The 13903-nt window shown below is 60.3% G+C and carries 9 protein-coding genes; 7 read left to right on the top strand and 2 right to left on the bottom strand.

The window, feature by feature from the left end; translation table 11 throughout:
- Nucleotides 1-149 precede the first annotated feature (149 nt).
- From AWB74_RS26100 to AWB74_RS26110, 3 genes are all read left to right on the top strand, one after another.
- Nucleotides 150-1835, top strand: coding sequence for an arylsulfatase (locus AWB74_RS26100; protein WP_096032032.1), 1686 nt, complete (start codon nucleotides 150-152; stop codon nucleotides 1833-1835).
- An 18-nt stretch (nucleotides 1836-1853) separates the two neighbouring features.
- Nucleotides 1854-3137, top strand: coding sequence for an anaerobic sulfatase maturase (locus tag AWB74_RS26105; protein ID WP_061149561.1), 1284 nt, complete (start codon nucleotides 1854-1856; stop codon nucleotides 3135-3137).
- Nucleotides 3138-3321: 184 nt separating this feature from the next.
- Nucleotides 3322-4278 (top strand): amidohydrolase family protein, encoded by a 957-nt coding sequence (locus AWB74_RS26110; RefSeq protein WP_061149596.1) that lies wholly within the window; start codon nucleotides 3322-3324, stop codon nucleotides 4276-4278.
- A 42-nt stretch (nucleotides 4279-4320) separates the two neighbouring features.
- Here the strand turns inward: AWB74_RS26110 and AWB74_RS26115 are convergent, their stop codons facing one another.
- Nucleotides 4321-5208: an NAD(P)-dependent oxidoreductase gene (locus AWB74_RS26115; protein ID WP_143749313.1), complete on the bottom strand. Its 888-nt coding sequence runs from the start codon at nucleotides 5206-5208 to the stop codon at nucleotides 4321-4323.
- A gap of 33 nt (nucleotides 5209-5241) precedes the next feature.
- A complete protein-coding gene (locus tag AWB74_RS26120) occupies nucleotides 5242-6282 on the bottom strand; it encodes a LysR family transcriptional regulator (RefSeq protein ID WP_200822028.1) in 1041 nt (346 codons plus the stop codon).
- Between the two features lie 34 nt (nucleotides 6283-6316).
- Between AWB74_RS26120 and AWB74_RS26125 the strand changes: the two genes are divergently transcribed.
- The 4 genes from AWB74_RS26125 to AWB74_RS26140 all read left to right on the top strand — a co-directional run bounded on the left by AWB74_RS26125 (nucleotide 6317) and on the right by AWB74_RS26140 (nucleotide 13859).
- Nucleotides 6317-7639 carry an L-fuconate dehydratase gene (locus AWB74_RS26125; protein ID WP_061149563.1) on the top strand — a complete coding sequence of 441 codons (1323 nt, stop codon included), beginning with the start codon at nucleotides 6317-6319 and terminating at the stop codon, nucleotides 7637-7639.
- A gap of 55 nt (nucleotides 7640-7694) precedes the next feature.
- Complete coding sequence (locus AWB74_RS26130; RefSeq protein WP_061149564.1) at nucleotides 7695-9002, top strand: MFS transporter; 1308 nt, start codon at nucleotides 7695-7697, stop codon at nucleotides 9000-9002.
- A 38-nt stretch (nucleotides 9003-9040) separates the two neighbouring features.
- Nucleotides 9041-10069, top strand: a complete 1029-nt coding sequence (locus AWB74_RS26135) for a 4-hydroxythreonine-4-phosphate dehydrogenase PdxA (RefSeq protein ID WP_061149565.1) — start codon at nucleotides 9041-9043, stop codon at nucleotides 10067-10069.
- 181 nt (nucleotides 10070-10250) lie between these two features.
- Nucleotides 10251-13859 (top strand): AAA family ATPase, encoded by a 3609-nt coding sequence (locus AWB74_RS26140; protein ID WP_061149566.1) that lies wholly within the window; start codon nucleotides 10251-10253, stop codon nucleotides 13857-13859.
- The last annotated feature ends 44 nt before the right edge of the window (nucleotides 13860-13903 follow it).

Genomic DNA, 13903 nt, shown 5'->3' on the forward strand with positions numbered 1-13903 from the left:
GCCAACGCGCGTCACTTTGCGCATTAATAACGCGAACCCTTAAAAAACACTTGCCACGCGGCGGCAGAACCTATATCGATTCGTATTTACGAATGCGGTGGGCTCTCGCGCGTCTGCGCGCGTGTCGGTTGATCTCTAGGGGAACGGGCATGAACCTCGGAACTTTCTTCACGACATTGGCGAGGCCCGTTGCACGGGCGCCATTCGCGCTGGTGGCCGCCGGCTTGCTGAGCGTGGCGATCAGCGGGCACGCGCAAGACAGTGCTCAACAGTCGACCAAGCCCAATATCGTATTGATCGTTGGAGATGACGTCGGCTGGGGCGATCTGGGCGTCTATGGCGGTGGCGAAGGCCGTGGAATTCCTACGCCGAATCTCGACCGAATGGCTGACGAAGGCATGACCTTCTTCGATTTCTATGGTCAGCCTAGCTGTACGCCGGGGCGAGCCGCACTCCAGACGGGCCGCAATCCGAATCGAAGCGGCATGACGACGGTTGCCTTTCAGGGTCAGGGCGGCGGGCTGCCACACGCCGAGTGGACGTTGGCGTCGGTCTTGAAACTCGCCAACTACAAGACCTATTTCACGGGCAAATGGCATCTCGGCGAGGCGGACTACGCTTTGCCAAACGCACAAGGCTATGACGACATGAAGTACGTCGGCCTGTACCACCTGAACGCTTATACCTACGCGGATCCAAAATGGTTTCCAGAAATGGATCAGCAGACACGGGACATGTTCACGAAGGTAACGACAGGCATGCTCTCAGGCAAGGCAGGCGAAAAGGCGCATGAACATTTCAAAATAAACGGGCAGTACCAGAATGAACCGGATAAGCGGATTGTTGGCATCCCGTTTGTCGATCGCTATATAGAAAAGGCTGCACTCGACGACATCGACGAGGCCGCACAAAGCGGCCAGCCGTTTTTTATCAACGTGAACTTCATGAAAGTTCACCAGCCGAATTTGCCCGATCCCGACTACATCGGAAAATCGCTGGCGAAATCCAAGTATGCGGACTCGCTCGTCGAACTCGACGCACGAGTCGGCCGCATACTCGACAAGCTGCGGGAGAAAGGACTCGACAAGAACACACTGGTACTCTTCACGACCGACAACGGCGCCTGGCAAGACGTCTATCCCGACGCTGGTTATACGCCATTTCGAGGTACGAAGGGTACGGACCGCGAAGGGGGCACGCGTGTGCCGGCGATCGCCTGGTGGCCGGGCAAAATCAAGCCTCATTCGCGAAACTATGACATTGTCGGCGGCCTCGACTGCATGGCGACATTCGCCGCAGTGGCAGGGATCAGCCTGCCAAAAAATGATCGCGAGGGTAAGCCTATTATCTTCGATAGCTATGACATGTCGCCCGTCCTGTTCGGAACAGGCAAGAGCAAACGGACTGCATGGTTCTACTTTACCGAGAACGAACTGACTCCGGGTGCGGTACGTGTCGGCCAGTTCAAAGCTGTATTCAACTTGCGTGGCGACGCTGGTGTGAAGACGGGTGGCCTCGCAGTAGATTCCAATCTGGGCTGGAAGGGGCCGGAGAGCTATGTCGCGACGGTACCCCAGGTATTCGATCTCTATCAGGATCCGCAGGAGCGCTACGACATCTTCATGAACAACTATACGGAGCATACCTGGACGCTCCCGACCTTGAGCGGCGCGGTAAAAGAAGAGATGCAGACGTACGTGAAATACCCGCCTCGTAAAGTTCAGAGCGAGTCGTACTCGGGCCTGATTACCCTCAGCCAATACGAGCGATTGAAGTACGTTCGCGACAATCTGGAGAAGAACGGCTTCAATATTCCGCTGCCGACTGGAAACTGACGCGCCAAAGGAATCGACATGCACGATCCCACCGGCATGGCATCGATACAGCCGATCTCATTCTATAAGGCGCAGCCATCACTAGAACCGGTGGCGCCCGACCAGAAAGGGCGATTTCATACGATGGCCAAGCCCATCGGTTCTACGTGCAATATCGATTGCACATACTGCTATTACCTTCACAAGGAACATCTCCTCAACCAGCAACGTGGCCGCCGCATGGAGGTTTCGATGCTGGAGCGCTACATACGTCAGTACATCGAAGCGCAAAACGGTGACGAGATCATATTTTCGTGGCAGGGTGGCGAGCCGACGATGCTCGGAATCGACTTCTTTCGAGAAATCATCGAAATTCAAAGAAAGTACGCGCCTGAAGGGCGGCGCATCTCGAATGATCTCCAGACAAACGGCACCATGCTCGACGACGACTGGTGCCTGTTCCTCAAAGAGCACGATTTTTTGGTGGGCGTCAGCATCGACGGGCCGCGTGAGCTGCACGACGCGTTTCGCCTCGATCGCAAAGGACAGCCGACGTTCGACAAAGTAATGCGTGGCATCGGCTATCTGAAAAAGCACGGCGTCAAGTTCAACACACTCACTGTCGTCAACCGCGTCAACGCGCGGCGGCCGCTCGACGTCTATCGCTTCCTGCGCAACGAACTGGATTCCCGCTATATCCAGTTCATTCCTTGCGTCGAGCCAAAGGATTTCCATAGCGTCGCGCCCCAGCACTGGCCGGCGGAATCCATGCCGATGCTCGGAAGCAGCGCGGCCAAACCGGGTAACGCAGACTCTGTCGTGACGGACTGGTCAGTCGATCCGGACGACTGGGGCTACTTTCTATCGAGAACTTTCGATGAATGGCTCAAACGGGATGTGGGCCGCGTGCTGGTCAACCTGTTCGAGACGGCCGTAGTTCAGACCAACGGTCGCGCGGCGCAGACTTGCGTAACAGCCGAGTTTTGCGGCAAAGCGCTGGCCATCGAACACGACGGCGAAGTCTACGCATGCGACCACTATGTATATCCTGACTGGTCGCTCGGTAACATCCGCGATGTGCATCTGGGAGAGATGGCCTTTTCCACGCGGCAGCAAACGTTCGGCTACGCCAAGCGCGACACGCTTCCAACATATTGCCGACAGTGCAAGCATTTGAAGCTGTGTTGGGGCGAGTGTCCAAAGAACCGTTTTGTACGGAGTCCGGAAGGCGAGCCAGGCTTGAACTATCTGTGTTCCGGCATCCGCCGCTTTCACGATCACGCAGGCCCAGAACTACGGAGGTTGGCAAAAATCGCTGTATAGCTCCGTGACCAACCGCGGAATCTGTCGAGGTTAGCCTGGCCCCGACACATATCAAATCGGATATACATCGTTAAGTTTTGACAAATGTTCGCAGGTCTCGAAGATCTGTAAAGTCACCATCGCGGCGAGAGTGAACGCGATAACACATGACTTTCAACGAGATCGGCGAATACCTATGCGAGTCATGAACAGCACGGATATCGAAACAGCGCGCGAGCGCTTTCTCGACAGCGGGGACGATCGAGACTTGCCGATCGTCGATGCTCACCATCATTTTTGGGATCTGACCGGCAATTACCATCCGTGGTTATGCGACCTGCCTCGTATTCCGTTTCGCTATGGTGATTACGAGGCGATTTGCAGAGATTTTCTGCCGCAGGATTATTTTGATCAGGCGCGCGGCCATCTCGTCGTGAAAACAGTGATGATGGAGGGCGAATGGAACCCTCTTGACCCTGTCGGTGAGGCGCGTTGGGCGACGGATCTGAATGAGCGCACCGGTTCACCCAATGCGATGGCCGGTCAGATCTGGCTCGATCGCGATGACGTGGGCGAGGTACTGTCTGCCTATCATGACCTGCCAATCGTGCGAAGCGTTCGCCATAAGCCGAAGACAGTGCCGCGCGACCAGCATCGGAACGACTTTGCCCCACCTGGATCGATGCGTTGCTCACGTTGGCGTCGCGGGTTCGAGATGCTCGCGCGAACAAGGCTCTCGTTCGAGTTGCAGGCACCGTGGTGGCACTTTGGTGAGGCTGCCGAACTGGCGAGGGATTTTCCGGGTACGAAGATCATCGTCAACCATGCGGGGTTGCCGGCAGATCGCAGCGCCGCAGCGATCGCTGCATGGGGAGACGCGCTGGAACTGCTCGCGGCTTTTCCGAATGTATGGCTGAAGATCTCCGGGATCGGAGAACCCGACGTGCGCTGGAGTGTTGAGCGCAATGGTCGGATTGTCCGTGATGCGATCGAGCGCTTCGGCGTCGAGCGTTGCGTTTTCGCAAGTAACTTCCCCGTCGATAGCCTTGTGGTTACGTTGGACGAACTCTTTACAGGCTTCAAAGAAATGGTTGCGCACCTTCCGCGCGAACAACGGCTGGCGCTCTTCCACGACAACGCGAGCAGGTTATATGGGCTATGACTGCCTTTGCATGCGGCAATTCGGTTGGAGAATCATCTGAGATCAGGTGCTGCGATAGAACTCCATGGTCGCGGCAATATCGGCATCGCCGAGACCACGCGACACCAGCCACCGGTTCAGATCCGTTGCAAGGCTTGTGAATGGCAATGGCAGTCCGACCGATCGCCCCAGATCTTGTGCGTTTTGCATATCCTTGAGCATGTTTGCGATTCGTCCCGTCGGCGTGTAGTCGCGGTTCGCAAACTTGACGAAAAACTCGCGAAGTATCACCGAGTCGGCGCGGCCGCCTGTCAGCGCGTCGACCACCCGTTGCGGGTCCAGGTTCGCAGCGCCGGCGAGCGACGCCGACTCGGACAAAGCGAAAAGCCCAATGCCGACCAGAACCTGATTGATGACCTTGACCGTCTGACCGGAGCCGGCCGGACCGAGATGCGTCATGCGGTTCGAAAGGCTCGACAAAATCGCCGTCGCTTTTTCGACATGCGACGGCTCTCCGCCGAGAAAGAGCGTAAGGCGGCCTTCCCGTGCGGCGGGCTCGCCGCCGGACAGCGGCGCATCGACCCAGCCCATGCCCAGTTCTGCCGCGCGTGCAGCGAAGGCGACGGTTTGATCCGGAGCGATCGTGGACATGTCGATGACGAGCAACCCGCGTCCGCCCGCGCTCGCCAGACCGTTTTCGCCAAACACGATGCTCTCGACTTGCGATGCATTGTTTGCGCTCACGATCACGGCGTCGCAGTTCGCCGCGATGCCGGCTGGCGATTCAGCCCACTGTGCGCCCGCTTCCAGCAACGCGGCCGCTGCCGCCGGACGGCGCGACGTGATCGTCACCGTGTGCCCGCATTGCAACAGACGCTGCGCGATCGCCGTCCCCATTACACCCAGTCCGCTTACACCAATACGTTGATTCGTCTGTCCGGTTTGTTCCATTTGAGTCTCTAAAGGATTGTTCGGTGTTTCGATTCAGCATGAGCTGCAATTGCCTTGCTCACGCAGGTGCTGCACGAGGCTCGCCACCGCGGCCGACATGGTACGCCCGCGCAGCGTCAACAGCCCCAGGTTGACCATCGGGACCGGCAATTCGACCGGCAGCATCGCCACCATCGCGTAGCGGGCATAGTATTGCGCAACGTCATCAGGGACGACGGAGACCATGTCGGATGCTTCGATCATCGCGGTCGTAGCGAGCAGGTTGGCCGTTTCGATGACGTCCAGCGTTTCCGTCATGCCGGCGAGCGCCAGAATGTTTTCCACTCTCAAGCGCATCGGACTGCCGACGGGATGAAGAATCCACGTCAGATTCACGAGTTCCTTGAGCGTCAGATTCTTGATCCGGATGGCAGGGTGCTGCGGGCGGCCGATGACGCGCATGTGCTCGGCCATGCCGAACAGTTCCACGTTGACTTCCGGATGACTGTTCCGGTCGGGCAGACGGCCGATCACCACATCGAGATCTCCGCGGATCAGCAATGGCAACAGCGTATCGCTAGTCCCCACGTCGATTGAAATTCTGACGCGCGGGTGGTTCGCCTTGAACGCCAGCAGGCTGCGCGTCACAAGCGACGGCACCGGACCGACCACGGTCCCGATGCGCGCCAGCCCCGCCGCCCCCGCCGCCAATTCCTTGATTTCGGATTCGGCATGGCCGAACTCGTGCACCACACCCTGTGCGTACCGGATGAGCACTTCGCCGAACGCAGTCGGCTCCATGCCGCGCGGCAGGCGCGTGAACAAGGGGACGCCCATGCGCTCTTCGAGTTGCTGAAGCAGAAGGCTCGCCGCCGGCTGGGTGGTATGCATTGCCGCCGCAGCCTTGCGAAGGTTGCGGAACTCATCCAGCGCATTGATCAACGTGATCTGACGACTGGAAATCTTCAGCGGCGCATGCGTCTGCGTCGCGGTGCCGGTCGGCGGGCGGAGATCCTCTGACATATCGAATTTAGTATCGATGGATATGAATCGGCAATTATTCATATATCGAGCAGAGATGTACAGTCGGTTCACTCCTTCTTCGAAACGACTTGTCTGAGTTCCTGCCATGACCACGCGAATTACCCGGATTTCGGTACACGATCTGCGCTTTCCCACGTCGAAGTCCCTCGACGGCTCCGACGCGATGAATTCCGCGCCCGACTACTCGGCGACCTACGTGGTGCTCCATACCGATTCCCCCGATGACCTGCAAGGGCACGGTCTGACGTTCACGATCGGGCGCGGCAATGAGATTTGCGTAAAGGCCGTGGAATCGCTTTCCGCGCTTCTCAAGGACCTCACGCTGGAAGAAATCACCTCCGATATGGGCGCTTTCTGGCGGCGGCTCACAGCCGGCGACAGTCAGTTGCGCTGGCTCGGCCCCGAGAAGGGCGTCATTCACCTCGCGACGGCGGCCATCGTCAACGCGGTCTGGGATCTGTGGGCCAAATCGGCAGGCAAGCCAATCTGGAAACTGCTCGTCGACATGACGCCGGAAGAGCTCGTGCGCTGCATCGATTTCAGCTACGTCACCGATGTGCTGACGCCGGAGGAAGCGATCGCGCTACTGCGAAAGCAGGTGCCCGGAAAGAGGCGGCGCGAAACCGAGATGCTGGAGCAGGGCTTTCCCGGCTATACGACTGCGCCGGGCTGGCTCGGCTACTCCGAAGAGAAGATGCGTCGGCTGGCCCGCGAAGCCGTTGCCGATGGCTGGCTGCATGTCAAGCAGAAGGTCGGCGGGAACCTAGAGGAAGACATGCGGCGTGCCGCAATCCTGCGTGAGGAGATCGGCTGGGACCGGTCCTTGATGATGGACGCCAACCAGGTTTGGGAAGTCGATCAGGCGATCGAGGCCATGCGTCGGCTGGCTGTTTTCGAACCGATGTGGATCGAGGAACCGACGAATCCCGACGATATCCTCGGGCATGCGCGTATCCGCGAGCGCATCGCGCCCGTGGGCGTTGCCACCGGCGAGCACTGCCACAACCGCGTGATGTTCAAGCAGATGTTCCAGGCGCGCGCACTCGATTTCTGCCAACTCGATGCCGCACGGCTCGGCGGCCTCAACGAAGTTCTGATCGTGTTGCTGATGGCCGCGAAGTACGGCATTCCGGTCTGTCCTCACGGCGGCGGTGTGGGCCTTTGCGAGTACACGCAGCATATCTCACTGTTCGACTATATCGCCGTAGCCGGCTCGCTCGAAAATCGCGTGCTCGAGTATGTCGATCATCTTCATGAAAACTTCATCGACCCCGTGACGATCCGCAATGGCCGTTATATGCCGCCAGGCCGCCCCGGCTACAGCATCGAGATGAAGCGCGAAACGCTCGCACGCTATCAGTATCCCGATGGACCGGTCTGGTCGGACATCGAAGCGGGCCGGGGATAACTGGATCGCGCCTTGATGCGACGACCAGATAAAACAGAAATGGACAGGAGACGAGATGACAACCCCAATCGCAGAGGCCGCTTCGGCAGCACCGGAACACGCGGCAGACGCCGCACCGACATCGGTGAGATGGCGGATCTTCGCCGTCATCTTTGTTCTGGTGATGATGAATCTGCTGGACCGCATTTCGCTGTCCATCGCCATGCCGACGATCGGCAAGGAGTTCATGCTGCAACCCGCGATGCAGGGGCTCATCCTCAGTAGCTTTTTCTGGGCATACGCAGCGCTGCAGATTCCGGGCGGATGGCTGATCGACAGATTCGGGCCGCGCAGGATTCTCACGGGATCGACGCTCCTGTGGGGGCTGTCGCAGACGATCGCGGGCTGCGCCACCGGCGCGGTGTCGTTGCTTGCTACCCGCTTCGCTTTGGGTGCCGCCGAGGCGCCGCTTTTTCCGTCGGGCGCCAAGTTGAACGCGCTCTGGCTCGCGCCGGGCGAGCGCAGCCGGGGTGCCGTGCTGGTCGATGCCGGCGGGCTGTTTGGCGCGGCGCTGGGCGGCATGGCCATTTCATGGCTGATCGTGTCGTTTCACTCGTGGCGGACGGCGTTCGTCATCGCCGGGCTCGTCACGACCGCGATGAGTTGGCTGGCCTGGCGCCAGGTGCGCGACGATCCGGCACGTCATCCCTCCGTCAACCAGGCCGAGATCGCACACATCCGTCAGGCCAGCGCGGTTTCCACGGCAAACGGGCAGGGCGACACTGCGGCCGTGCCGATGCGGGTCCGCTCCTGGTTCGGGCTGACTGTTGGACGCGCGAGCTGGGCCATGGTGAACTTTGGACTCCTGACATGGGGGCCGAGCTATCTGGCGCACGCCCGCGGCTTCGATCTGAAGCAACTCGGCATGGCCACCTTTTTCATCTTTATCGCCGGTGCGCTCGGTTGTCTGGCGAGCGGCTTTGGCGCCGATGCGCTCATCCAGCGAGGCTGGCCGAGAGCGCGCGTGCTCAAGTCCATATTGACTTTTTCGGGCCTGTGCATTTTCGCGGTTTTCATGTTGCTGCCGCACGTGGCGGATTCGGTGGAAGCGGTGATTCTGTTGTCCGCCGCGGCCTTCGTGGTCAGCTTCGGCAGTCTGTACTGGAGCATGCCCGCCATTCTCGCGGACCGCTCGCGCGTGGGCATCGTGGGCTCCATCATGAACTTCGCCGGAAGCCTCGGAGGCATGCTGATACCGATTATCGTCGGCCTGATTCTCCAGTATGTCGGCACCTACGACACCGTCCTTCAGTTCCTCGCCGGATGCGGCGTGGTGTACATGCTCTGCACGCAGTTGATCGACCTGAAGCATGCGAACGGTTAAATCTTCTTCTTGAATCCAACCTTTGATTTTCGGCGAACATGAATTCATCCACCACACGTCCGCGTATCGCGGTATTGCTCGGAGATCCCGCGGGGATCGGTCCTGAACTGATCGCCAGGCTGTTGTCGATCGACGAGAACAGGCAACGTGCCGATCTATTTCTGATCGGCGATAGAAGCGAAGTCGACGAAGGCATGCGCATTGCCGGCGTGCGCTTTCCATATGTCGAGTCTGCGACCTTCGAGGCGGCGCGGTTCGAGCCGGGCGTACCGGTTCTGATGCACTTTCGCGGCAGTGCGAAAGCCTCCTTTGACCGCGCGCTGGCAAGCGGGAACAACGGCGCTTATAGCCTCGATGCCTTTCGCGTAGCGCTGAAGCTCACGTCCAGCAACGATACCCAGGGCATGCTGTTTGCCCCGGTAAACAAGACGGCCTTGCACATGGCGGGCATGGAAACCGGCGACGAGATGGAATGGTTCGCCCGGCAACTCGACTACCGCGGCCCTTGCAGTGAATTCAATGTCATCGAGGAGCTCTGGACTTCGCGGGTGACCTCGCATGTCGCATTGAGGAGCGTGGGCGACCTCATCACCGAAGAAAAGATCATCGCAGCCATCGAACTGATCACGGAAGGCTTGCGTCACGCGGGAGTCGCCCGGCCACGCATCGGCGTGTGCGGCCTGAATCCGCACAACGGCGACAACGGCTCGTTCGGACGTGAAGAGCTCGACGTCATCGCGCCCGCCGTGGTTCGCGCGCAAAGCCGGGGGTTGCCGGTTGAAGGGCCCTTGCCGGCCGATACGATTTTCGTGCGCGCGCTCAGACGTGGCGAGTTCGACGGCGTGGTGACGATGTATCACGACCAGGGCCAAATTGCCATGAAGCTGATGGGTTTCGAGCGCGGCGTCACGGTGCATGGCGGCTTGCCGATCCCGGTGACTACGCCTGCGCACGGCACGGCCTTCGATATCTACGGCCAGGGCAAGGCGCATGTCGGCGCCACGCAGCATGCGTTCGACATCGTGTGCCGGATGGCTGCGAGCCGGATCGTTTGCACCGCTCCGTGACGCCGACGTCTCCGGATGGTCTCGGCGAGGCAGCGAATGGCGCAGTGTTCTTCGCGCATACTTAACACATCGCTTCACCTCGCCACCCGCCCGGACATTCCCCGAAACTGACGCGAAGAAGCGTGACAAGTCTCACGACCGCGCGGATGATAAACGTTGGACGGACTGCAGAGATCCAGCGATGACCGACGATCTGGCGACATGGCTGGCGCAGATTGGCCTCGGCGCGCATGCTGCGAAGTTCATCTCGCAAGGAATCGACTGGGACGTGCTCGGAGACCTGTCCGAGCACGATCTGGAAAGCCTCGGTCTTACGCTCGGCGATCGCAAGCGGCTCGCGAAAGGGCTTGTGGCGCTGACCGACACCCAGGCGTGTTCGCATCGGAAAGACTCCTCTCTGTCCTCGTCACCCGGAGCGCTCGAGGCCGAACGGCGGCAGGTCACCGTGATGTTCGTCGATCTCATCGGCTCGACAGCGCTGGCCGAGCGCTTCGATCCAGAGGATATGCGACGCCTTCTGGGCGGCTACCATCAAGCGTGCGCCCGCGCGATCGAAGCTCATGAAGGCCGTATCGCGCTATATCTCGGCGACGGCCTGCTCGTTTATTTCGGTTATCCCAACGCGCACGAAGACGATGCCACCCGTGCGGTCCTGGCCGCGCTCGCCGCCATAGCGGCGCTTCGCGAGGCGAACGATCACATCGAGAAAGAGTACGGCGTGCGCCTGCGCGTGCGGATCGGAATCGAAACAGGACTTGTCGTCGCCGGCGCGATTGGCGCTGGATCGTCGCTGGATCACCAGGCGATCGTCGGAGAAGCGCCGATCATCGCCGAAAGGCTGCAATCGCTGGCTCCGCCCGATGCGATCGTCGTGGGGCCGACGACGCAACGTCTGATCGAAGGAACGTTCAGGCTTGAAAATCTCGGCTGGCGAGAACTAAAAGGAATCACCGGTCCGGTCCGGGTCCAACGCGTTCTGGCGCAGATGGATGCGATCGATCGCTTCGAACTCAGGGCTGTCCACGGTATAACGCCGCTCGTCGGCCGGGCTGCGGAACTCGACATGATCTGCCAGCGCTGGAGGCAGAGCGTCGCGGGCGAAATGCGCTGCGTATTGCTGACCGGCGAGCCGGGTATCGGCAAATCCCGATTGCTGCGGGCGCTCTGCGACACCATCAGCGAGGAGTCGCACGCGATCGTTTCGCTGCACTGCTCCGCGTACTATCGCAACAGCCCTTTTTGGCCGGTACTGCGCTGGCTCCAGCGCGCTCTCGGGATCGGCCAGGATGTATCGGATGCGTCGGATGGCGAGCGGCTGAAAGTCGAAGTCGCAAGACTCGGGATCGATGTCGACGAGACGCTTCTGGTGATCACGAACTTGCTCGGAATCCCGGCAGGCACGCGGTTTCCGGCAGTCGACACCTCTTCCCCTTCCTTCAAGCGCCGGACGCTCGACGTGCTCGTCGCCATGCTCGAAGCGTCAACGCGCGCTCAGCCGGTGCTCGTCGTTGCCGAGGACGCGCACTGGATCGATCCGTCATCACTCGAGTTTGTCCGGCTCGTGGTCGAACGGCTGGTTTCGTCCAGGCTGCTTGTCCTGCTCACGGCGCGACCGGAGTTCGAAGCGGGATCGACTTTCCCGCATCTCGTACAACTCAATCTCGATCGGCTCTCGCGCCGCGACTGTGTGGCGATGATCGAGCGGCTGACCAGTGGCAAGCGGCTTCCCGAACTCGTGCTCGATCAGATCGTCTGCAAGACGGACGGCGTGCCACTCTTCGTCGAAGAGCTGACCAAAGCCGTTCTCCAGGGGGATTTTCTGCGCGACGCCGGCGTCGGTTACGAGTTGAAGGGCACGCCACAGACGATCGAGATTCCGGACACGCTGCAGGGCTCGCTACTGTCGCGGCTCGATCGCCTCGAGCCGAGGATCAAGGAAATTGCACAGGTCGCGTCCACAGTGGGGCGGGAGTTCGACAGAAAGCTGCTCGGCCTGATTGCATCGAAGCCGGAGAACGAACTGCAGGAAACGCTCGATCGACTGATTGCCGCGGAAATCATCGTTCCTGCGTCCGCAAAGCTCGATGACGGCGACGCCTATATGTTCCGACATGCATTGATTCAGGAGATTGCCTATCAATCGCTCCTGCTGGCGGCCCGGCGGCAATATCACGCGCGGATCGCCGCGGCCTTTGAAGAACATTATCCGGAGATCGTCGAGCGGCAGCCCGAATTGATCGCACAGAACTTCGCCGCGGCCGACCTGCCGGATCGCGCGATCGACTATTGGCAGCGTGCCGGCGAGCGGGCGCTTGCAGGTGCGGCCTACGACGAGGCTATCGCCCATGTGCAACGCGGACTCGAACTGGTCAGGCGATGCGCCCATGGTGAGCCTGACCGGACGAGCCGCCTGCTGCCGCTGCTGCTCACGAGAGGCAGGGCCGAACTTCGACTGGCACGGCGCGAGGCGATTGCGACATTCCGCGAGGCGGCTCGGATCGCCCGCGAGCAAAAATCCACGTCGTATCTCGTGAAGGCAGCGCTGGATTTCGACACTGCCGAGACGTTCCTCGAAGGCTCCGGCGATGCATCGCTTTCGTTGCTGAAAGAGGCGCTCGCCCTGACGGGCGCCGAGGAATCGGTCGACCGTTGCCGGCTGCTGAGCCGGTTCGTTCGCACCGTTCACATGACAGGCGCCCACGAACCAAGCAACGAGTTCGCCATGAAGGCCGTCGCCCTCGCGCGACGTCTCAACGATCCGCCGAGCCTGTTCGACGCATTAGCGTGCGAGTTGATGCATGTCGGCGCTCTGCCTTTGCCCGCGCAGGGGTTTGCGGAGCGCGAAAGCGTGCTGCTGGAGTTGAGGCAGATAGCGGAAGATCTCGGCGATGCGCATTCCATCGGTCATGCCTGCGCTCGATGTCTCGCAGGGTACCTGGAGATCGGCGAAGCAGACCGGTTCGAGGACGCGCTGGAGCGGTATCGGCAGATCGCCGCGAGCGGACAGCACTTCGTCGACAAGTGGTGTGTGACAGGAGCGCAGGCGATGCGGGCCATACTCGTCGGTGACTTCGCCGAGGCGGAGCACAAGACGCGCGACTCGCTGAAGATGGCTCAGAGCGCCGACGCAAATCTCGCAACCGGTGTCTACGGGATGCAGATGTTTTCGATCCGCCGCGAACAGGGCCGGCTAGCGGAGGTGGCGCCGATCTTCAAGCGTTTCGTCGATACGTATTCCGAGGATGCGACGTGGCGGCCAGGTTTCATGTTGATCTGCAGCGATCTCGGCTTCGAGGCGCAGGCCCGCGACAATCTCGACCGCCTTGCGGAATCGGAACACGGCGTCCCGATGGACAGCAAGCGGCTGGTCACGCTGACGTATCTGGCGGAGGTTGCTGCGCGCCTGCAGAATCTCAAGCATGCCGAACGAATTTACTCGCTTCTTCTGCCATTTCGGGATCAGGTCGTCACTGTTCCGGTCTTCACGCTTTGCTGCGGATCTGCCGCACGTTTTCTCGGCATGCTCGCCCATGCGCTCGGCGACTGGACAGCGGCCGAACAGCATTTCGAATACGCATTGCAGATGGACGAGCGCTTGCGAGCCTGGCCCTGGCTCGCCCATAGCCGACACGAATATGCGCTCATGCTGGCGGCGCGCAATCGAATCGAAGACAAAGCCCGAGCGCAAGATCTGCTCTCGATGGCGGCGGACGTTGCCAGGAAACTCAAGATGTTTGCGCTGGTCGAGCGCATCGGTGGTGGGCAGACCGGCGCACACACCAGAAACTAGCACGGACTATCGCACGGCTTCACGTACAGCGTGCCGTCACTATC

This window comes from Caballeronia arvi, assembly GCF_001544695.2.
In the GTDB taxonomy this organism is placed as follows: domain Bacteria; phylum Pseudomonadota; class Gammaproteobacteria; order Burkholderiales; family Burkholderiaceae; genus Caballeronia; species Caballeronia arvi.